The sequence below is a fragment of the Pseudomonas sp. R4-15 genome (genome assembly GCF_055768815.1).
This window is the reverse complement of the sequence record NZ_CM147293.1, coordinates 4,472,372-4,491,399: the sequence shown is the minus strand read 5'-3', so window position 1 is coordinate 4,491,399 and position 19,028 is coordinate 4,472,372. Positions and strand designations below refer to the sequence as shown.

20 protein-coding genes are annotated in these 19,028 nt (G+C 66.6%); 9 read left to right on the top strand and 11 right to left on the bottom strand.

What is annotated here, in order from left to right:
* Positions 1–58 precede the first annotated feature (58 nt).
* A complete protein-coding gene (locus tag ACYRGX_RS21660; RefSeq protein WP_473054481.1) occupies positions 59–1,555 on the bottom strand; it encodes an HDOD domain-containing protein in 1,497 nt (498 codons plus the stop codon).
* 119 nt (positions 1,556–1,674) lie between these two features.
* Between ACYRGX_RS21660 and motA the strand changes: the two genes are divergently transcribed.
* Positions 1,675–2,526 carry a flagellar motor stator protein MotA gene (gene motA, locus ACYRGX_RS21655; RefSeq protein WP_473054480.1) on the top strand — a complete coding sequence of 284 codons (852 nt, stop codon included), beginning with the start codon at positions 1,675–1,677 and terminating at the stop codon, positions 2,524–2,526.
* Positions 2,527–2,548: 22 nt separating this feature from the next.
* Positions 2,549–3,592 (top strand): flagellar motor protein MotB, encoded by a 1,044-nt coding sequence (motB, locus tag ACYRGX_RS21650; RefSeq protein WP_473054479.1) that lies wholly within the window; start codon positions 2,549–2,551, stop codon positions 3,590–3,592.
* A 40-nt stretch (positions 3,593–3,632) separates the two neighbouring features.
* Here the strand turns inward: motB and rsgA are convergent, their stop codons facing one another.
* Positions 3,633–4,652 (bottom strand): small ribosomal subunit biogenesis GTPase RsgA, encoded by a 1,020-nt coding sequence (gene rsgA, locus ACYRGX_RS21645; RefSeq protein ID WP_473054478.1) that lies wholly within the window; start codon positions 4,650–4,652, stop codon positions 3,633–3,635.
* Between the two features lie 119 nt (positions 4,653–4,771).
* Here rsgA and ACYRGX_RS21640 point away from each other — a divergent pair, with 119 nt between their 5' ends.
* Positions 4,772–5,563, top strand: coding sequence for a methyltransferase domain-containing protein (locus tag ACYRGX_RS21640; RefSeq protein WP_473054477.1), 792 nt, complete (start codon positions 4,772–4,774; stop codon positions 5,561–5,563).
* A gap of 32 nt (positions 5,564–5,595) precedes the next feature.
* Entirely contained in the window at positions 5,596–6,138 is a 543-nt protein-coding gene (orn, locus tag ACYRGX_RS21635) for an oligoribonuclease (protein WP_473054476.1), read from the top strand.
* A 34-nt stretch (positions 6,139–6,172) separates the two neighbouring features.
* On the opposite strand, the gene queG is transcribed toward orn, so the two are convergent.
* From queG to nifL, 9 genes are all read right to left on the bottom strand, one after another.
* Positions 6,173–7,231 (bottom strand): tRNA epoxyqueuosine(34) reductase QueG, encoded by a 1,059-nt coding sequence (queG, locus tag ACYRGX_RS21630; RefSeq protein WP_473054475.1) that lies wholly within the window; start codon positions 7,229–7,231, stop codon positions 6,173–6,175.
* A 69-nt stretch (positions 7,232–7,300) separates the two neighbouring features.
* Positions 7,301–7,630: a Grx4 family monothiol glutaredoxin gene (gene grxD / locus ACYRGX_RS21625; RefSeq protein ID WP_473054474.1), complete on the bottom strand. Its 330-nt coding sequence runs from the start codon at positions 7,628–7,630 to the stop codon at positions 7,301–7,303.
* Positions 7,631–7,649: 19 nt separating this feature from the next.
* Positions 7,650–8,006 (bottom strand): rhodanese-like domain-containing protein, encoded by a 357-nt coding sequence (locus ACYRGX_RS21620; protein ID WP_473054473.1) that lies wholly within the window; start codon positions 8,004–8,006, stop codon positions 7,650–7,652.
* Positions 8,003–8,554 (bottom strand): nitrogen fixation protein NifQ, encoded by a 552-nt coding sequence (locus ACYRGX_RS21615; protein WP_473054472.1) that lies wholly within the window; start codon positions 8,552–8,554, stop codon positions 8,003–8,005. The genes ACYRGX_RS21620 and ACYRGX_RS21615 overlap by 4 nt, the downstream gene beginning before the upstream one ends.
* Positions 8,554–9,003, bottom strand: coding sequence for an ArsC/Spx/MgsR family protein (locus ACYRGX_RS21610; RefSeq protein WP_473054471.1), 450 nt, complete (start codon positions 9,001–9,003; stop codon positions 8,554–8,556). Before ACYRGX_RS21610 ends, ACYRGX_RS21615 begins: the two co-directional genes overlap by 1 nt.
* Positions 9,004–9,033: 30 nt before the next feature.
* Positions 9,034–9,312, bottom strand: coding sequence for a 4Fe-4S dicluster domain-containing protein (locus ACYRGX_RS21605; RefSeq protein ID WP_473054470.1), 279 nt, complete (start codon positions 9,310–9,312; stop codon positions 9,034–9,036).
* A 25-nt stretch (positions 9,313–9,337) separates the two neighbouring features.
* Positions 9,338–10,843, bottom strand: a complete 1,506-nt coding sequence (nifB, locus tag ACYRGX_RS21600; protein ID WP_473054469.1) for a nitrogenase cofactor biosynthesis protein NifB — start codon at positions 10,841–10,843, stop codon at positions 9,338–9,340.
* 255 nt (positions 10,844–11,098) lie between these two features.
* Complete coding sequence (gene nifA, locus ACYRGX_RS21595; protein WP_473054468.1) at positions 11,099–12,664, bottom strand: nif-specific transcriptional activator NifA; 1,566 nt, start codon at positions 12,662–12,664, stop codon at positions 11,099–11,101.
* Positions 12,665–12,680: 16 nt separating this feature from the next.
* Positions 12,681–14,243 carry a nitrogen fixation negative regulator NifL gene (nifL, locus tag ACYRGX_RS21590; protein ID WP_473054467.1) on the bottom strand — a complete coding sequence of 521 codons (1,563 nt, stop codon included), beginning with the start codon at positions 14,241–14,243 and terminating at the stop codon, positions 12,681–12,683.
* Positions 14,244–14,632: 389 nt separating this feature from the next.
* On the opposite strand from nifL, the gene rsxA reads away from it, so the two are divergent.
* From rsxA to rsxG, 5 genes are read left to right on the top strand one after another with little or no spacing between them, the layout of a single operon-like run.
* Positions 14,633–15,205 (top strand): electron transport complex subunit RsxA, encoded by a 573-nt coding sequence (rsxA, locus tag ACYRGX_RS21585; RefSeq protein WP_473054466.1) that lies wholly within the window; start codon positions 14,633–14,635, stop codon positions 15,203–15,205.
* Between the two features lie 22 nt (positions 15,206–15,227).
* On the top strand, positions 15,228–15,752 hold the full coding sequence (locus ACYRGX_RS21580; RefSeq protein ID WP_473054465.1) for an RnfABCDGE type electron transport complex subunit B: 525 nt from the start codon (positions 15,228–15,230) through the stop codon (positions 15,750–15,752).
* 19 nt (positions 15,753–15,771) lie between these two features.
* Positions 15,772–17,268, top strand: a complete 1,497-nt coding sequence (gene rsxC / locus ACYRGX_RS21575; RefSeq protein WP_473054464.1) for an electron transport complex subunit RsxC — start codon at positions 15,772–15,774, stop codon at positions 17,266–17,268.
* Complete coding sequence (locus ACYRGX_RS21570) at positions 17,265–18,356, top strand: RnfABCDGE type electron transport complex subunit D (RefSeq protein ID WP_473054463.1); 1,092 nt, start codon at positions 17,265–17,267, stop codon at positions 18,354–18,356. The genes rsxC and ACYRGX_RS21570 overlap by 4 nt, the downstream gene beginning before the upstream one ends.
* Positions 18,353–19,027, top strand: coding sequence for an electron transport complex subunit RsxG (gene rsxG / locus ACYRGX_RS21565; RefSeq protein ID WP_473054462.1), 675 nt, complete (start codon positions 18,353–18,355; stop codon positions 19,025–19,027). The genes ACYRGX_RS21570 and rsxG overlap by 4 nt, the downstream gene beginning before the upstream one ends.
* Position 19,028: the final 1 nt, after the last annotated feature.

Genomic DNA, 19,028 nt, shown 5'->3' with positions numbered 1-19,028 from the left:
GCCTTGTCTCGCGCCAAAACAGGCATCGGCGCGGCCGCGAATGAAACGGGAGCAGGCCCTAGGCACCGCTGCGCTGCTGAAGCGCGCGCTCCACGCACTGCAGGGTCTTGTCGATGACCCGTTGCAGGGCGGGGTCGAACGCCTCGCCATCCCGTGCCACGCATACCAGCAGCGCGCTAGCCCCCGTCCCCCCAAGGCCGGCGATCAGCAGGTCGCCATCGAACAGTTGGCGCAGCGAGGTGGGCAGCAGCGCCTTCAGGCGTCCGGCATTGCCATGGTCGATAGACAGGCGCCCGCGGGTTTGCATCAGTCGACTGAGCAAGGGGGTCGTGGACAGGCTGCTGGCGATGCGCGCCTGGCCGCTCCAGCCCGCGGCATGCAGCAGGGCGGGTGGCTGGGTCGAGGCATCGAACAGCAGTACCTGGTTCAGACCACTGTTGTGCAGTGCGCGGGCGGCACATTCGCCGAGTTCGGCGAGGTTGGCGAAAGGACTCGGTTCACGCAGCAACTGGGTGCAGCGCTGGCGCCACTCCAGGCTCGGGTCGCTGGGCGGCGGCGCGCTGTTGCGTTCCACGGGGGCATGCCGATCATCGCTGACCCAGGGCCAGAGCAGCGCTTCGGCAGGGTGCCAGAGTCCGGGCTGGTCATGCAGACGTGCGCTGCTTGCCGCGTGCTGGTGCACGGCCTGGTGCAATTCGTCCAGCGGTTGCTCCAGGTACAGGCCGCACAGCTGTTGCCAGCGCAGATGATGATGGGTGCCCCAGCCGTCATGGGCCGAGAGCGCCAGGCCGTTGGCCAGCAGCACCGTGTTCGCCGGTTGCGTCAGCCAGCGGGACAGTTCGGGCTGGGCGTCCAGACGCTGGCGCTGCTCCAGCGGATGGGCATGGTCGCGGGCGATGTGCAGGGCTCGCACCAGTTGCCGGCGATCCTCGAGCAGCAAGCGGTAGCCACGCACGATCCATTCGGGCAGTTTCCAGCGTTCTGCGAGCTCCAGCCCGAGGCGTACCAGCGGCAGGTTGAACAGCTCGTGCTCGTTGCCTTCCTCGGGGAAGGTACCGCTCTGGGTGCGCCGCGCCCAGTCCTCGAACAGCTCCGGATAGGCATACAGCAGTGCCCAGTAGGGCGACATGAAGAGCAGGCTGCCCCAGTGGATCTCCTGCCACAGGCGCGCCAGCCGCGCGGCGAAAAGCCCGCTGGCCTGGGTGCTGGCGTGCTGGCTGATCAGCAGCAGTTGGCGCAACGCCAGGGGCATCTGCGTTTCCTCGAGCGCAGGCAGCGCTTCGATCAGCGAGACCGTGCGCTGCACGCCAAGCCGTGAAATCGCCACTTCCAGGCTCAGGGCGTTGGCGTCCGTGTTGCTCACGCGGGCGTTCGACTGGCGCAGGATCGCCAGCGCCAGCGTGGGACTTTGCTGTATCTGCTCGGCCATATCGCGCAACGATGAATTGTTGTCGCGCAGGGCACGCAGCGCTCGCCGGTGTACCTGTGCCGGAACCGGCAGCGGTAAACCGTCGAGCTGCTTCACGCGTTGATCCAACTGCTCGATGCGTTTCATGTCCTTACCGCCGATCTGGTAATTGTCCGTTTCTACCTTTAGTCTGGCGTAAATCGCCCGATAACTAGAAGAGCCGCGCGACGCGGCGCTTTTCTTCGCTCTGCTGACTTGTCCTCGAAATGGTAAAAATCATCGGCATCATCGTCGTGTTCGCCAGTGTGCTTGGCGGATACGTTCTTTCCCACGGCAAGATCGCCGCACTGATCCAGCCTTTCGAGGTGCTGATCATCGGTGGGGCCGCGCTCGGTGCATTCCTGCAGGCCAACCCTGGCAGTGCCTTCATGCACGTCTTCAAGAAGTCCTTGAAGATGTTCGGCTCGCGCTTTACTCACGCCTTTTACCTGGACGTGCTCAAGCTGCTCTATGAAATTCTCAACAAGAGTCGCCGCGAAGGCATGATGGCCATCGAGGCGGACATCGAAGATCCGGGTGCCAGCCCGCTGTTCAGCAAGTATCCCAATCTGCTCAAGGACGAGCGGATGATGGCCTTCATCTGCGACTACCTGCGCATCATGGCCTCGGGCAACATGGCGCCGCACGAGCTTGAGGGGCTCTTCGACATGGAGCTGACCAGCCTCAAGGAAGACCTGGAGCATCCCGCACACGCGGTCAACCGTATCGCCGACGGTCTGCCGGGCTTCGGTATCGTCGCCGCGGTACTCGGCATCGTGGTGACCATGGCCATGCTCGGTGAAGCCGAACAGGCGGCGCTCGGCCAGCACGTCGGTGCGGCCCTGGTGGGTACCTTCCTCGGTATTCTCGCGGCCTATGGCTTCTTCGGGCCGCTGGCGGTATCGCTGGAGCACGATGCCAAGGAGGAAGTGAACGTCTACGAGTCGATCAAGGCCTGCCTGGTGGCGTCGGCCTCGGGCATGCCGCCGACCCTGGCCGTGGAATTCGGCCGCAAGGTACTGTTCCCTGCCCATCGCCCGAGCTTCAGCGAGCTCGAGCAGGCGATGCGTGGCAGCTGAGCCACGCCTGGGGACCTGACACATGGAAAACAACCAGCCGATCATCGTCAAGCGGGTGAAGAAAGGCGGCGCCGGTCACCACGGCGGCGCCTGGAAAATCGCCTTCGCCGACTTCGCCACCGCGATGATGGCATTCTTCCTGGTGCTCTGGCTGATGTCCTCGGCCACGCCTGAGCAGAAGAAACAGATTTCCGGCTACTTCCAAGATCCGGTGGGCTTCAGCGAGAGCAACAGCCCCTATGTGATCGACCTGGGCGGCTCTCCCCAGGTCTCGCCCGACCGCACCCTCAACCAGGACACGCGGGATTCTTCGAACGACCTGAACAGTCAGGACATCCTCGAAAACAAGAATCCGATCATGCCTTCGCCGTCCGAGGACGCCGAACAGGCCGCGGAGAAACTCGACCAGGAACGCCTGGAGCTGCTGATGAAGGAGCTTCAGGAAAAGATCGACGCCAGCGCCGAACTGCAGAACTATCGCGACCAGATTCACCTGGAAGTGACCCCCGATGGCTTGCGCATCCAGATCACCGACGCCGACCGCCGGCCGATGTTCGACTCCGGTAGCGCGCGCCTGCAGCCTTACTTCGAGGACATCCTGCTGGCGATGGCCGACACCATCAAGGGCGTGCCGAACAAAATCAGCGTCAGCGGCCATACCGATGCCAAGCCCTTCGCCGGGCAGGGTGATTTCGGCAACTGGGAGCTCTCTGCCAATCGCGCCAACGCCGCTCGACGGGCGTTGATCGGAGGGGGGTATCCCGATGATCAGGTGGCGCGGGTGGTCGGTTTCGGTGCTTCGCAACTGCAGGACAAGGCGGCCCCGTTCGACCCCATCAACCGGCGTATCGACATCGTCGTGCTCAGCCGTCGTGCCCAGCGCGCGGTCGAAGGGGGTACCGTCACCGCACCGTCCGAGGACGACGGAACGCCCGACGTACCGGCGGCCGGCGACATCCCGCAGATTCCGCAGCCCGCCAGCGATGCGCAGCGGCGCAACTTCTTCGAGTCGGACAATGGTGCGCTGGACGACGCCGCGCGCGGGCGTCTGGCGCCGGGTAACTAGGCGGTTACCCGGCGCATCGCGAGTGAAGCGGCCGCAGACCCTAGTACTCGTCTTTTTCCAGACCCGTGAGAATGTGCCGGTAGCTGGCCAGTCGCTGCGGGTGGACGCGGCCGTCCTCGACGGCGGCGAGCAGGGCACAGCCCGGTTCGCGCTCGTGGGCGCAGTCGCGGAAGCGGCAGTGTCCGAGCAGTTCGGCGAATTCGACGAAACCGTCCTCGACGTCGGCGCGGGTGACGTGCACCAGGCCGAACTCGCGAATGCCGGGTGAGTCGATCAGTTCGCCGCCGCCGGGGAAGTGGAACAGACGCGCCGTCGTGGTGGTGTGCGTGCCCTTGCCCGTGTGTTCGGAGAGCGCACCCACGCGCACGTCCTCGCCCGGCAGCAGGGCGTTCACCAGCGATGACTTACCGACGCCCGACTGACCGACGAAGACGCTGACGTGTCCGTCCAGCGTGGCGCGCAGTTGGTCCATCCCCTCACCCTGATGGGCCGAGACTTCCAGCAGGCGATAGCCGATGTTGCGGTAGACATCGAGCAGCGCGTTCAGCCCCGGGCCGTTGTGTTCGTCGACCAGGTCGGCCTTGTTCAGCAGCAGCAGCGGCTCGATGTCGGCGTGGCGTGCGGCGATCAGGTAGCGGTCGATGAGGTTGCCGTGGGGATGCGGCTGCGGTGCGAAGACGATCACCAGACGGTCGACGTTCGCTGCCACCGGCTTGAGCAGGCCGCGCGAGTCCGGACGGCACAGCTCGGAGCGGCGCGGCAACTGCGCGACGATCACGCCGCTGTCGGCATTGCCGGCGCGCCAGACCACGCGGTCGCCGGTCACCAGCGGCGGCAGGTTGGCGCGCAGGTGGCAGCGCCAGCGTACGCGCTGCTCGTCCTCCACCTCGACCTGTACGCCAAAATGCGCAATCACCAGGCCTTCCTGTTCCGGCCCCAGGTCGCCGCCTTCGAGCTCATCCAGCGCGCGCGTCTCGCGCTTGGCCGCGCGGGCGGCGCGCTCTTCCTGGATTTTCTCGATGCGCCACTGCTGGCGGCGGTTGAGTTGGCGTTTGGCCATGCGTGACGGGCGTCCGAGGGTTGCGATCGGGGCGCGATTCTAGCACGCGCCATGGCGCTCCCGGCGCCGTGCAACAGGCCTTACACTGAGACTCCTGCCACCGGCGATCCGATGTCTGCATGACTGTCTTCCGTCACCCTCTCTGGCGCGCCCTGCTGGCGCAATGTTTCGCCTGCCTACTGCTGTTCGGCGGGCTGGCTCTTTGCGCCGCCCTGGGTGGCTGGCGCCCGACACTGTGGCAGGCGGCGCTGGCCCAGGGATGCCTGGCGCTGGTGGGCGGTGTCTGGCTGGGCCTGCCACGCTGGTGGTGGCCGCTGCTAGTGGCCTTCGTGCCCGCCTTGCTCGCAGTCTCCACCTGGGGCTTGCCGGCCTGGGTGCCGGCGCTGGCCTTCGTGCTGCTCGCGGCGCTGAACTGGAACGGCCTGCGCGAGCGGGTGCCGCTTTACCTGACAGGAGGCGAGGGCGAACGGGCGCTGCACGAGGTGCTCGATCCGTTGCCGCCGGATTTCGCCTTCGTCGACCTGGGCTGTGGCTTCGGTGGCCTTTTGCTGCGCCTGGCGCAGCGCTATCCCCAGGCCCGCTTCGTCGGAGTGGAAACCGCACCGTTGAGCTTCGCCATCGCCTGGCTGCGCAGCCTGTTCCGGGGCAATTGCCGGGTGCGCTACCTGAGTCTCTGGGCGCTACCGTTGGGGGATTTCGGGGTGGTCTACTGTTTCCTTTCCCCGGCGCCGATGGCGCGGCTCTGGCAAAAGGCCCAGGCAGAGATGGCCGAGGGGGCGCTATTGGTGAGCAACAGCTTCGAGGTGCCCGATGTGCCCGCCCAGCGCAGCATCGAACTGCACGATTGGCGCGCTTCGCGTCTGCTGCTGTGGACGCCGGCGGAGGCGCGAGAAAGCGCCGCTTTGCGCTAAACTCCCGCGATTGCACAAACGAGCCGCTGACCATGCCGAATTCGAAGCACCTGATCTGGATCGACCTGGAGATGACCGGGCTCGACCCGGACAACGACGTCATCATCGAGATGGCGACCATCGTCACCGACAGCGACCTCAATGTGCTCGCCGAGGGCCCCGTGATCGCCGTGCACCAGAGCGACGAGCGGCTCGCCGGCATGGACGAGTGGAACACCCGCCAGCATGGCGGATCGGGTCTGACCCAGCGGGTGCGCGAGAGTCGCATCGAAACCGCCGAGGCCGAGGCGCGCACTCTGGAGTTCCTGGAGCGCTGGGTACCCAAGCGCGTGTCGCCGATGTGCGGCAACAGCATCTGCCAGGATCGCCGCTTCCTCTATCGGCACATGCCGCGCCTGGAAGCCTACTTCCACTACCGCAACCTGGACGTCTCCACCCTCAAGGAGCTGGCAGCGCGCTGGGCGCCCCAGGTGCGCGATGGCGTGAAGAAATCCAGCAGCCACCTGGCGCTGGACGACATCCGCGATTCCATTGCCGAGTTGCGCCACTACCGCGAGCACTTCATCCGCTACTGAGGCGGTGATCGCAGGCCTGGCGCCTGCCAGCCGTTCAGGCCGGGTGCTGGGCTAGCGCCCAGGCGACGTGTTCGCGCACCAGCGCCGATGGATGCTCGCGGCGGGCGCGCAGCGCCTCCAGCACGGGAATGGTCGAGGGCGCGTTACCCAGGCCCACCGCCAGGTTGCGCAGCCAGCGCTCGTAGCCGGCGCGGCGCAAGGGCGAGCCTTCGGTACGGCTGAGGAATTCCTCCTCGCTCCACAGGAACAGCTCCGCCAACGCGGCGTTGTCCAGCCCATGGCGCGGCTGGAAGTCCGCTTGCGCGGTCGGCCGGGCGAAGCGATTCCACGGGCAGACGATCTGGCAGTCGTCGCAGCCGAATACGCGGTTGCCGATCGAGCGGCGTAGCGCCACCGGGATGCTGCCCTTGAGTTCGATGGTCAGGTAGGAAATGCAGCGCCGCGCATCGAGCTGGTAGGGGCCGACGAAGGCCTGGGTCGGGCAGATATCCAGGCAGGCGCTGCAACGCCCGCAATGCTCGCGCTCGTTCGGCGCGTCCAGCGGCAGGGGCAGGTCGACGAACAGTTCGCCCAGGAAGAACCAACTGCCCGCCTTGCGGTTGAGCACCAGGGTGTTCTTGCCGATCCAGCCCAGGCCGGCGCGTTCGGCGATGGCCTTCTCCAGCACCGGCGCGCTGTCGACGAAGGCCCGGTAGCCGAACGGACCGATCGCCGCCTGGATACGCTCGGCGAGTTGCTGCAGGCGCTTGCGGATCAGCTTGTGGTAATCGCGGCCGAGCGCATAGCGCGACACGTAGGCGGCCTCGCCGTCGGCCAGGCGCTGGGCCATCGCCGTATCGCCGGGCAGGTAGTCCATACGCAGCGACAATACGCGCAAGGTTCCCGGTACCAGCTCCTCCGGTCGCCAGCGCTTGCTGCCATGGGCGGCCATGTAGTCCAGCTCGCCGTGGTGACCCGCCGCAAGCCAGCGCTGCAGGTGTGCGGGATGCTCGCCCAGGTCGAGCCCGGCGATGCCCAGTTGTTCGAAGCCGAGCTCGCGCGCCCAGTCCTTGATGGCACTGGCGAGGGTGGGGAGGTCGAGGAAGTCGGACATGCGCGGCGCTGCGGGAACTGGCAAAGGGCGAATTCTGCCAGACCGCGACGCCGCCTGCGCGGCGTGTCGTCAGGCTGGCGTTGCGGCCTCGGACAGCAGCGCAGCGAGACTACCCTCGGCATCCATTCCCTGGATGATGTCGCAGCCACCGACGAGCTCGCCGTTGACGAACAGCTGCGGGTAGGTCGGCCACTGGGAGATCTTCGGCAGTTTTTCGCGGATGTGTGGGGCGATCAGTACGTTGACGAAGGCGAAGGGCCGTCCGTACTTCTGCAGGATCGCCACGGCGGCCCGGGAGAAACCGCACTCGGGAATCTCCGGCGTGCCCTTCATGTACAGCAGTACAGGGTTCTCGTCGAGCTGCTGGCGGATGCGTGCCTCGGTATCGATGACTTGCATGGACTTCGCTCCTCCGGGTCTAGACCGCCAGCGCCTCGGCGACGCGCACGCTGCTGAAACGCTCGGTGCGGGTACGCCGCGACTGCCAGGCAGCGTAGCCGCCATCCAGGCTCACGCAGCGCTCGAAGCCGAAGTCGGCGAACAGACGAACCATCTCGCGGCTGGCCTTGCCATCGGCGCAGTAGATGACGATGTTCAATTGACGCGGGGTGCTGCGCAGCAGGCTGCGCAGGGTCAGGTCGCTCAGGTGAATGGCGCGTGGGTCGTGCCCCTGGCAGTAGGCGCGGGCGTCGCGCATGTCCAGCAGCATGGTGTGTTCTTCGCCGTCGAGCAGGTTCTGCAACTGCTCCACATCGATCCGGTAGGGATGGTTCATGATTCTTCTCCGAAACAGTCGTCGTAGGTGGGGCAGATGTCGCAACTGGGTGAACGGCAGACGTAGCCGCCCTCGCGTTCGCACAGTTGCTTGTAGAAGAACTTCTTCCAGCGCATGTCTTGTGTGTTGCGCAGCGCCAGGTGTGGAAAATTGTGCAGCAGCAATTCGCGCAATTGCGTGCGCGAGGTCATGCCCAGGTCTCGCCAGAGGTGATTTCCACCCAGGCAGGCGGCGGCGACGATGGCCGCCATCCCCTGCACGTCAGGGCTGTCGTCACGCCGACCGCTGAGCAGCAGGTCATGCAGTTCGCTCCATTCGTCGCGGCGCAGGACCAGTAGTTCCTGGCGCAGCGCATCGCGCTCGCGCGCGGGCAACGCGCGGTTCGCCGGAGCCAACTGATGGCGCCGATGCAGCTCGGCGTAGGCCGCGCGCTCCAGGCCCAGTTGGGCCGGCAGGCAGGTGTCTCCGGCCTGCTGGGCCTGCTGGATCTGGCGTAGCCAGACGGCGTTGGGCGCCTCTGGGCTGAGGCGTTGCGCGACGGCATTCATCACAGCGCGACCCGTGCCGGCGGCGGGCAGTAGGCTTCGGCAGTGCCGACCTTCGAGCAGCTGTCCAGGGGCCGCTCGCTGTCCAGCGGCAGCTTGCCCTTGCACGGCAACAGGGCGTTGATCTTCACCAGGTCGAAGCCGGCCATGAACTGCCAGCCGCAGCGTAGCAGCGGACGGCGAATCAGCAGCGGGTGAGCGAGCATCAGTTCCAGTGCGCGCTCGGCGCTGACGCCGGCCGGGTCGAGCTCACCGTACTTGATCGCCGGCGCCGAGGTGTTGAACCACTCCACGACCGGGCGATCGCCGAAGAACGGCCGCAGGCGTTCGGCGGTCCAGGTTTCGCTGAGAAGGTCGCGGACCTCCAGTTCCAGCCCCGTCGAGCGCAGCAACTGCTTCTGCAGTCGATTGGTGGCGCAGCCGGGTTTTTCATAGAAGACGATGCAGGACATGGTCGTCCCTCCTGGGCGGTTGCCGCTTCCCTAGCGGGCCTGGATTTCGCGCATGGCATCGGCCAGGCGCTCCGGGGGAATGCCGGTGAGCGAGCCGGCGGGGTTCGCCGGGCTGCCATCGGCCAGCAGGATGGCGCCCTCGATCGGACAGATGCTCGCGCACTGGGGATCGGCATGGTCGCCATCGCACTCGGTGCACTGGTGGGCGCTGATGTGGAAATGCGCCTCACCGGGACGGATGGCCTCGCTGGGACAGACGTCCAGGCAGGCCCAGCAGTTGACGCAGCTTTCGACGATTTGCAGTGCCATGGCGAGGTCTCCGTTACGGCTGGGGTCAGGCTTCGGCGCGGGCGGCCGGGCGTTGTGCATCGAGGCGGCCGTCCTCGGCCATCTCCTGGTAGACGGCCATCACCGCTTCCTCGATGGGCTCCATGGCGTGCTCGCCGTTGGGCGCGATACCGGCCTCTTCCAGCAGGCTCCAGGGCTCGTAGCCGATCTTCGAGCAAAGCACGGCCTCGCAGCCCTTGAGTGCGCGGAGGCTGCCAGAGAGGGCGGTTTCCTTCTCGCCGCACTCGTCGCCGCCGACGCAGTACTGCTCGACCTTGCGGTGGCCGATGAAGCGCACGCCTTTTTCCGACGCCTCGTAGACGAGGAATTCGGTGGCGTGGCCGAAGTGCTGGTTGATCAGGCCGCCGCCGCTGGTGGCCACGGCCATCAGCACCGGACGCGCGCCCTGCAGCACGCTGACCGGTGCGCTGGGCACGCTCATCGCTGCCAGGCGTGCCTTGCGCGCGGCCTTCTCGTCGAGCTCTTCGAGAATCGCCGAGTGCACCGCGGCGCGCTTGACCATCGCCTGCTCGTAGTCGATGTCCATGGCGGCGATCTTGTCGAGGGTGAACTCCTCGCCGCGATCCTCGCCGAGCAGGCCGACCGCATCGGCGCGGCACTGGCGGCAGTGGCGCATCATGTTCATGTCCCCGGCGCAGGCGTCCTGCAGGTCCTGCAGTTCCTCGGGCTCGGGACTGCGCTGGCCCATCACGCCGTAGAAGGTGCCGTGTTCGGCCTCGGCGATCAGCGGCATGACGTTGTGCAGGAAGGCGCCCTTGGCCTTGACGATCTTGCTCACTTCCTTGAGGTGCTCGTCGTTGACCCCAGGGATCAGTACCGAATTTACCTTCACCAGGATGCCGCGCTCGACCAGCATCTCGAGGCCTTTCTGCTGGCGCTCGATGAGGATCTTGGCGGCCTTGCGCCCGCGGATGCGCTTGTTGTTCCAGTAGATCCACGGATAGATCTGCGCGCCCACGTCCGGATCGACGCAGTTGATGGTGATGGTGACGTGGTCGATGTTGTGCTTTGCCAGCTCGTCGACGCAGTCGGGCAGCGACAGGCCGTTGGTGGACACGCACAACTTGATGTCCGGCGCCTGCTCGGAAAGCATGCGGAAGGTCTCGAAGGTGCGTTGCGGGTTGGCCAGCGGATCGCCGGGGCCGGCGATGCCGAGCACGGTCATCTGCGGAATGGTCGCGGCGACCGCCTTGACCTTCATCACCGCCTGCTCGGGGGTCAGCAGTTCGGAGACCACCCCGGGGCGCGATTCGTTGGCGCAGTCGTACTTGCGATTGCAGTAGTGGCACTGGATGTTGCAGGCCGGCGCCACCGCCACGTGCATGCGGGCGAAGTAGTGGTGGGCTTCTTCCGAGTAGCAGGGGTGGTTCTGCACCTTGCTGCGGATGCTGTCCGGCAGGTGCGAGAGCTGGTCGTCGCTGCTGCCGCAGGAGCCGGCCGAGCAGCCGCTGGCGCTAGGGGCCTGGTCTTGTCCGAGTACGCTCAGTTCCATGGTCTTGGTCCGCTGGAATAGGGTTTCGACAAGACCGGAGCAAAGCCTGTGCCTATTCTTCAACTGTATGATTTAAAAGATATTTGTTTAATTTCGTGAGCGATTTTGTCGGGCTGGAGGCAGACAAATGTGCGGGGCTGTCATACACGCGACAAAGCCTGTTGCCGCTGCCAGAACGACAAACGCCGCGTCTCGACGCGGCGTTTGCGTGGCTCTTGAGAGCGTTCCGGTAAAGAGACGGCGGCAGGTCCTACATCAGATCTTGCGCATGTGGATGTTCAGGGTCTGGATGCGGTAGGCGATCTGCCGTGGCGTCATGCCCAGCAGGCGCGCCGCCTTGGCCTGCACCCAGCCGGCCTGTTCGAGGGCGGCGATGACCCGCTCGCGGTCGTCGAGATTCTCGTCGGCAAGGTTCACCTCGGGCATCGGCGCCAAGGGCAGCGTGTCGTTGTCCAGGCCGGTCAGCGACACCACATCGCGGGTGATGGTGCCGTCCTCGCTCATGATCGCCGAGCGCTCCAGGCAGTTTTCCAGCTCGCGTACGTTGCCCGGCCAGCGATGGCTCATCAGCAGGCGCACCGCACTGTCGGTGAGGCTGAGCTTGCGCCCCTGCTGGCGGGCGATCTTGTCGAGGAGGAATTCGGCCAGTTCGGGAATGTCCGCGCTGCGCTCGCGCAGGGCGGGAATGCGAATGGCCATGACATTGAGCCGGTAGTAGAGGTCCTCGCGGAACTTGCCCTTTTCCACCTCGCCTTCCAGGTCGCGGTTGGTAGCGGCGACGATGCGTACGTTGACACGGACCGTCTGGTTGCCGCCGACCCGCTCGAATTCGCCCTCCTGCAGCACGCGCAGCAGCTTGGCCTGGAACATCGGCGAGATCTCGCCGATCTCGTCGAGGAACAGCGTGCCGCTGTCGGCCTGTTCGAAACGCCCCTTGCGCTGCTTCACGGCGCCGGTGAAGGCGCCTTTCTCGTGGCCGAAGAGCTCCGATTCCAACAGGGTTTCCGGCAGCGCCGCGCAGTTCAGGCGTACCAGCGGGTGGTGGGCGCGCGGCGAGTTGTAGTGGATGGCACTGGCGATCAATTCCTTGCCGGTGCCGGACTCGCCGAGGATCAGCACGGTGCTGTCCCACTTGGCAACGCGCCGCACCTGGTCGAAGACCCGGCGCATGGAGGCGGTATGACCCACCACCATGTTCTCGAAGCCGTACTTGGCGCGTACTTCGCGGCGCAGTTCGTCGCGCTCGTGGGCGACTTCGCGGCCGTCCTCGAGGTTCATCGCCAGGCGCACCGTGCCCGACAGCAGGTTGGCGACGATTTCCATCAGGCGCGTACGTTCGCCCATCAGCTCATCGGCGCGGCTGTCCGGTTGCGCGGCGAGCACGCCGATGGTCTTGCCGTCGGCGGACTTGATCGGCACGGCGATGAAGGGCATCTCCAGGTCGTAGAGCGCCAGGCGGTCGAGAAAGCGCGGTTCGGAGGAAATGCGCCCCAGCACCACGGAGTTGCCATGCTTGAAGATGTTGCCGATGACCCCTTCGCCAATGCGATAGCGCACGCTTTCGCCGGCGCGCACCACCGCTTCGGAGTCGCTGTGGATGGCGCTGACCTGCTGACTGGCGTGCTCGGGATCGGCGATGGAGATCAAGCCGTGGAGCAGTCCCAGTTCTTCATGCAGTACCGCCAGGGTCCGCGCCAGAACCTCCTCGATCTGCTGCTCGCGTGCCAGGGTACGGGCGATGCGCGCCAGCGCCTGCAGTTGCTGTTCGAAGAGCTCGACGCGCGAGGGCGCGGCGCTGCGGTTCAACATCGGTGAAGTCATCGGCGGCTCCTGCGAATCAACCGGCGGCGGAGAAGGGCAGCTCCACCACTACCCGGCAGCCATCCCGGTAGTCGGTATCGATGTGCACCATCCCTGCATGCTCGTTGACGATTTCCTGGACCATCGACAGTCCCATGCCGTGCCCGGCGCGGCGCGGTGGCTTGGTACTGAAGAATGGCTGAAACACCTTTAGCGCCAGCTCCTGGGGAATGCCCGGGCCGCTGTCGCAGATCTCCATGCGAACCACCTGGCTGTCCTCGACGCGGGTGCTCACGTAGAGCTCGCGACGGGTCACATGGCTGCTGCTCATGGCCTCGATGGCGTTCTCGATGATCTGCTTGATCATGCTGCGCAGACGGGTTTCGGCGCCCATCACCCAGGGCAGGCGCAGGGCGGGCTGCCAATCGACGACGATGCCCTGGGCGAGCAGGCGGTCGGTGCACAGGGTGATCACTTCGCGGATCAGCTGATTGACGTTGACCGGCAGCTTGGCCTCGATCTGCCGCGGCGGGATCGAGCCGGACATGCTCTCCAGCGCTTCGAGCCCGGCCGCCGCGGCCTCGCGCATGGCCATCAGCACCGGGTCGTTTTCCGCCTTGTCGCCCAGGCGCCGTTCGAGCATGCGCGCGGCGGCGGTGATCAGGTTCACCGGGCCCTGCAGGCGATGGATGGTGCCGTTGAAGGTCTCGCGCATGCCGTCGAGCAGTTCTTCCTCGGCGATCAGCGCCTTCATCGCGTTGAGCTGTGAATCCTGCTGCTTCTGCCGCAGCTCGGAGATGTCGTCCAGGGTCAACAGCAGGTAACGCTCCTCGCCGGGGGCGAAGAACACCTGGGCGCGTTCGTCCTCGACGTGAATGGCGGTGCCGTGGCAGGACAGCCAGCAGGGCGCGTGGCCGCCCAGGTCGAAGGAAATCTCCAGGCCGGCGAAGGCGCTACCATGCTGTTCCAGGGCGGCGATGGGCTGTTCCAGGCTGTCGCGCAGCAGGTTGAGCAGGGCGTCGGCCGAACCGTCGTGGGTGAGGTGCGTGGCCAGTTGCAGGAAGGCGCGGTTGGACAGCACCACGCGATGCTGGTGGTCGAGCACCACCATTGCCGCCGGCGCGGCGTTGACCACCGCCTCGATCATCAGTCGCTGGTTGCTCACCCGCTGTTCCAGCTCATGCAGGTCGCTGGTGTCGCGGTGCATGCCCAGGTAGTAGATGGCCTGTTCCTGCTCATCGAGTACCGGCGCTACGTTGAGCTCGGCGAGGTAGAGACTCTCGTCCTTGCGCCGGTTCACCAATACACCCGACCAGGGCTTCTTCTGTCCCAGGCGGCTCCACAGGGCCTGGTACACCAGTCGTGGCGTGGTGCCGTTGGAGAGCATCGATTCGTTCTTGCCGATCACCTCGTGCGGCGCATAGCCGGTGATCGCGCTGAAGGCACGGTTGGCGTAGAGGATGTTGGCGTGCAGGTCGGTGATCGAGATCGCCACCGGGGCGTGCTCCACCGCCTGGCGAAACACCTCGGGCTCCAACACGTCACCCTCGGCGCGGACGTCGTCCTGGGGTTGCTCGTGGCTCTGTTCGATGCGGGGCATGCGCAGTCGGCCTCGTCGCGGAATGTGGATGGGTATCAACGGAGGGCGCAACGGCCCTCTTGTGGAAAATTGCAAACACTGTGCCGCGCCGGGAAGAGCGCTCTGAAGCCTCTGGCAGGCTGTCAGGAGGCTCTATACGGGGGTTTTGGGCGGCTTTCTGTGTGAAAGCCCACAGCGCTCGGTACGGAGGCCGCATCAGCCTGTCGCAAAAGTGACAAAGTTGCCGGGGTCCTCCCTTTGCCGTGGGGTAAATTCCTGCGCATCCGTTGATCTGCATCAAGTTTTGCCAGGCCTGCCGGGGCGTTCGGGCGTCCAATCAACGCGTGGCATGCTTGATGCACCTGGCCAGCCCTGTGCGACATCGCTCGATAAGAGTGCAGGAGGGCGCCATGGATTACCTGTTGTTCCTGGTCGGCACCGCGTTGATCAACAACGTCGTGCTGGTCCATTTCCTCGGTCTGTGTCCGTTCATGGGCGTCTCGGGAAAGCTCGACGCCTCCCTCGGCATGGGCCTGGCGACGATGCTGGTGATGACCCTGGCCGGGGTCACCAGCTGGATGCTCGAGCACTGGGTGCTGCTGCCGCTGGGCATCGGTTTCCTGCGCATCCTCGCCTTCATCCTGGTCATCGCGGCGCTGGTGCAGTTCATCGAGCTCTTGATCCGCAAGCTCAGCCCACAACTGCATCGCTCGCTGGGCATCTACCTGCCGCTGATCACCACCAACTGCGCCGTCCTCGGCGTGCCGCTGATCAGCGTGCGCGAAGGCCACGGTCTGGGCATGGCCGCATTGTTCGGCCTCGGCTCGGCGCTGGGTTTCGCGCTGATCATGGTGATCTTCGCCGGGCTGCGCGAGCGCCTGGTGCTGGCCAGCGTTCCGGCCGCCTTTTCTGGTCCGCCGATCGCCTTCGTCACCGCCGGCCTGCTGGCGATGGTGTTCATGGGCTTTGGCGGCCTCATCTGACCTTTCGCGTGGAGAACTGCAGATGCTCATCGCAACCCTGATCATCGCCGCGCTGGGGCTCGTCCTGGGCCTGGGCCTGGGTGTGGCGGCCAAGTACTTCGCCGTCGAGGACGGCAACCCGCTGCGCAAGGAGATCGAGGCGCTGATGCCCGGCAGCCAGTGCGGCCAATGCGGCTTTCCCGGCTGCGGCCCGGCGGCCGAGGCGCTGGTCGAAGGCCGCGCGCAGGTGACCTGTTGCCCCCCCGGTGGCGCGGCGCTGGCCGAGCGGCTCGCTGCGCTGCTGGGCGTGACGCTGGACACCTCGGCGATGGGCGCGCCCCTGCTGGCGCGCATCGAGGCGGCCCAGTGCACCGGCTGCACGCGTTGCTACAAGGCCTGTCCGACCGACGCCATCATCGGCGCCAGCGGGCAGATCCACTGCGTACTGACCTCCGCCTGCACCGGCTGCGGCAAGTGCGAGGAGGCCTGTCCGGAGGACTGCGTGAGCCTGTCGGCGCAGCCCGAGAGCCTGGAAACCTGGCGCTGGGCCAAGCCCTACGCGGCCTGACGCGAATCGGAGAACCCGCATGTTCCATCTTCCGCACATCCGCGGTGGCATCCACCCGGCAGCGCACAAGGACCGCTCCTCGGCACTGCCGATCGGCCACCTGGCGTTGCCCGAGCGCCTCTATCTGCCGTTGCGCCAGCACGCCGGTGCCGAGGCGCTGCCGCTGGTGAAGGTCGGCGAGCGGGTGCTCAAGGGCCAGTTGCTGGCGGTGTCCCATTCGGAAATGTCGGCGCCGCTGCATGCGCCCAGTTCCGGACGCATCCTCGAGGTCGGCCAGATCGCCGCGCCGCACCCGTCGGGCCTGACGGTGCCGGGGCTGGTGCTCGAATGCGACGGTGAAGAGCGCTGGGCGGAGCTGGACGTCCCGGAGAACCCCTTCGAGGTCGCCCCCGAGGTGCTCGCCGACCGGGTGGCCCAGGCCGGTATCGTCGGCCTCGGCGGGGCGATCTTCCCGGCGGCGGTGAAGCTCAAGCAGGGTGCCCGTCACGAGATCAAGGTGGTGCTGGTCAACGGCAGCGAGTGCGAGCCCTACCTGACCACCGACGACCGCCTGATGCGTGAGCGCGCCGAGGCCATCGTCGACGGCGCCCGCCTGATCCAGCACATCCTGCGCGCCTACAGCATCGTCATCGCCATCGAGGACAACAAACCGGAGGCACTGGCGGCGATGCGCGAGGCGGCCAAGCCGTTCGGCGCGGTCGAGGTGGTCGCGGTGCCGGCGCTCTACCCCATGGGCTCGGCCAAGCAGTTGATCCGCGAGATCACCGGCCGCGAAGTGCCGGCCAGGGGACGCAGCACCGAGGTCGGCGTGCTGGTGCACAACGTCGGTACCGTCTACGCGATCCAGCAGGCCCTGCGCTTCGGTCGGCCGCTGATCTCGCGGGTGGTCACCGTCGCCGGGGGCTGCGTGAGCCGTCCGCGCAACCTGGAGATCGCCATCGGCACGCCGGCACAGGCCCTGCTCGACGCCTGCGGCGGGCTGATCGGCGAACCGGCCAGCCTGCTGCTCGGCGGGCCGATGATGGGCATGCAACTGCCCCACGCCCAGGTGCCGATGATCAAGGGCAGCACCGGCCTGCTGGCGCTCACCGCCGCCGAGACGCCGCACCGCGAGGCCTCGCCGTGCATCCGCTGCTCGCGCTGCGTGGACGCCTGCCCGATGGGACTGCTGCCGCTGGAGATGGCGGCCCGCGCGCGCAACGAGGATTTCGACGGCGCCAGCGACTATGGCCTGCGTGATTGCATCCTTTGTGGCTGCTGCTCCTATGTCTGTCCCTCGCACATTCCGCTGGTGCAGTACTTCCAGTACGCCATGGGCGAGCAGCGCGAGCGCCGCGATGCGGCACGCAAGACCGACTACATCAAGCGCCTGACCATCGCCCGCAACGAGCGCCTGGCCGCCGAGGAGGCCGCCAAGCGCGCCGCCAAGGAGGCCAAGGAAGCCGCCAAGGCGGCGAAGGCCGCTGCCAAGGCCGCCAAGCAGGCCAGCGTGGAGAACGAGGAGGTACGGCCATGAGCCTGTTATCCGGGCCGTTTGCCCATGATCGCTCCTCCACCGCTCGGGTCATGCTGCACACCTGCCTGGCGCTGCTGCCTTCCACGGTGTTCGGCCTCTATCTGTTCGGTTGGCCGGCGATCAACCTGTTCCTGCTCACCTGTGCCGCGGCGCTGGCGGGCGAGGCCTTCTGCCTGAAGCTGATGGGCCGTCCGCTGCGCCAGGCGCTGGATGGCAGCGCGCTGCTCACCGGCTGGTTGCTCGCCGTTTCGCTGCCGCCGTGGGCGCCCTGGTGGATCGGTGTCGGCGGTAGCCTGTTCGGCATCATCGTCGGCAAGCATCTGTATGGCGGGCTGGGGCAGAACCTGTTCAACCCGGCGATGCTCGCGCGCGTCGCACTGCTGATCGCCTTCCCCTTGCAGATGACCCACTGGGCGCTGCCGCACCCGCTGCTCGGCGCCGAGTCGCCGGACCTGCTCGAAGGCCTGCGCATCACCTTCGGCTTGGCCTCCGAAGCCGACGGCACGGCGGGGGCCACCGCCCTGGGCGGACTGAAGACCGGGCTGACCCTCGGGCAGACGGCGATCGGTTACCTGGACAGCGAGTTTTCCTACCTGCAGGCCTTCCTCGGCTTTGGCGGCGGCAGCCTCGGCGAGACCTCCGAATTGCTGATCGTCATCGGCGGCCTGTACCTGCTGGCGCTGCGCATCATCCACTGGCACGTACCGCTTTCGATGCTGGCGACGGTCGCGCTGCTCGCCGCGCTGGCCCATCTGGTCAACCCGGAGCGTTATCCGGGGGCGCTCTATCACCTGCTCTCGGGCGGGTTGCTGCTGGGCGCGTTCTTCATCGCCACGGAGCCGGTCACCTCGCCGGTCAGCCGCAGCGGACGGCTGCTGTTCGGAGCCGGTTGTGGAGCGCTGGTCTATGTCATCCGTACCTGGGGCAACTTCCCCGAGGCGGTGGCCTTCGCCGTGCTGTTCATGAACGCCCTGACCCCGCTGATCGACCGCTACCTGCGGCCGCGCGCCTATGGCCGCAATCCCCGTGGCAAACCGCTGATCGCGGCGAGTTGGACCCGCCGGGTGAAGGAGGTGGACAAAGTATGAGTACGCCCGACGAACTGCCGGTACTGGACGAGAAGGCGGTGCCCCAGGTCGGTCGCCTGCAGCGCTGGCGCCAGTTGATCGGCTACCAGGGGGCCTCCCTGGGCCTGGTCTGCGCGCTGGTGGCGCTGGGCCTGCTGGTGGGCAACCAGGTGACCCACCAGGACATCCTCGCCCGTGCTCAGGAGGATCAACTCGCCTCGCTGCGCCAGGTCCTGCCGGCGTCGCTCTACGACAACGATCCGTTGGCCGAAGCGCAGACCCTGCAGGACGCGGACCTGGGGCCTGTGGAGGTCTATCCCGCGCGGCGCGGCGGCGCCCTGACGGCGGTGGCGTTCAAGGTCACCACCTACGGCTACGGTGGCGCCATCGTGCTGCTGATGGCGGTGGACGACCAGGGCAGGATCCTGGGCGTGCGCGTGCTCAGCCACAAGGAAACCCCGGGCCTGGCGGACAAGATCGAGGTCTCGCGCAGCGACTGGATCACCCGCTTCGACGGCCTGTCGCTGGGTAATCCTGACGTGCCGGGCTGGGCGGTCAAGAAAGATGGCGGCCAGTTCGACCAGTTCGCCGGGGCCACCATCACGCCGCGCGCGGTGGTGCGCGGCATCCTTCATGGCTTGCAATTCCAAGCCCGCCACGCCCAGGCGCTGGCGGCCCATCCGGAGTCCTGAA

Bases quoted from the DNA above. Each gene is read 5' to 3' on its own strand.
- motA (WP_473054480.1), top strand. From the start codon at position 1,675: ATGGTAAAAATCATCGGCATCATCGTCGTGTTCGCCAGTGTGCTTGGC.
- rsgA (WP_473054478.1), bottom strand. From the start codon at position 4,652: ATGGCCAAACGCCAACTCAACCGCCGCCAGCAGTGGCGCATCGAGAAA.
- motB (WP_473054479.1), top strand. From the start codon at position 2,549: ATGGAAAACAACCAGCCGATCATCGTCAAGCGGGTGAAGAAAGGCGGC.
- nifA (WP_473054468.1), bottom strand. From the start codon at position 12,664: ATGACTTCACCGATGTTGAACCGCAGCGCCGCGCCCTCGCGCGTCGAG.
- rsxG (WP_473054462.1), top strand. From the start codon at position 18,353: ATGAGTACGCCCGACGAACTGCCGGTACTGGACGAGAAGGCGGTGCCC.
- grxD (WP_473054474.1), bottom strand. From the start codon at position 7,630: ATGCAAGTCATCGATACCGAGGCACGCATCCGCCAGCAGCTCGACGAG.
- nifL (WP_473054467.1), bottom strand. From the start codon at position 14,243: ATGCCCCGCATCGAACAGAGCCACGAGCAACCCCAGGACGACGTCCGC.
- queG (WP_473054475.1), bottom strand. From the start codon at position 7,231: ATGTCCGACTTCCTCGACCTCCCCACCCTCGCCAGTGCCATCAAGGAC.
- ACYRGX_RS21570 (WP_473054463.1), top strand. From the start codon at position 17,265: ATGAGCCTGTTATCCGGGCCGTTTGCCCATGATCGCTCCTCCACCGCT.
- ACYRGX_RS21610 (WP_473054471.1), bottom strand. From the start codon at position 9,003: ATGTCCTGCATCGTCTTCTATGAAAAACCCGGCTGCGCCACCAATCGA.
- ACYRGX_RS21640 (WP_473054477.1), top strand. From the start codon at position 4,772: ATGACTGTCTTCCGTCACCCTCTCTGGCGCGCCCTGCTGGCGCAATGT.
- rsxA (WP_473054466.1), top strand. From the start codon at position 14,633: ATGGATTACCTGTTGTTCCTGGTCGGCACCGCGTTGATCAACAACGTC.
- ACYRGX_RS21660 (WP_473054481.1), bottom strand. From the start codon at position 1,555: ATGAAACGCATCGAGCAGTTGGATCAACGCGTGAAGCAGCTCGACGGT.
- ACYRGX_RS21580 (WP_473054465.1), top strand. From the start codon at position 15,228: ATGCTCATCGCAACCCTGATCATCGCCGCGCTGGGGCTCGTCCTGGGC.
- ACYRGX_RS21615 (WP_473054472.1), bottom strand. From the start codon at position 8,554: ATGAATGCCGTCGCGCAACGCCTCAGCCCAGAGGCGCCCAACGCCGTC.
- rsxC (WP_473054464.1), top strand. From the start codon at position 15,772: ATGTTCCATCTTCCGCACATCCGCGGTGGCATCCACCCGGCAGCGCAC.
- nifB (WP_473054469.1), bottom strand. From the start codon at position 10,843: ATGGAACTGAGCGTACTCGGACAAGACCAGGCCCCTAGCGCCAGCGGC.
- orn (WP_473054476.1), top strand. From the start codon at position 5,596: ATGCCGAATTCGAAGCACCTGATCTGGATCGACCTGGAGATGACCGGG.
- ACYRGX_RS21605 (WP_473054470.1), bottom strand. From the start codon at position 9,312: ATGGCACTGCAAATCGTCGAAAGCTGCGTCAACTGCTGGGCCTGCCTG.
- ACYRGX_RS21620 (WP_473054473.1), bottom strand. From the start codon at position 8,006: ATGAACCATCCCTACCGGATCGATGTGGAGCAGTTGCAGAACCTGCTC.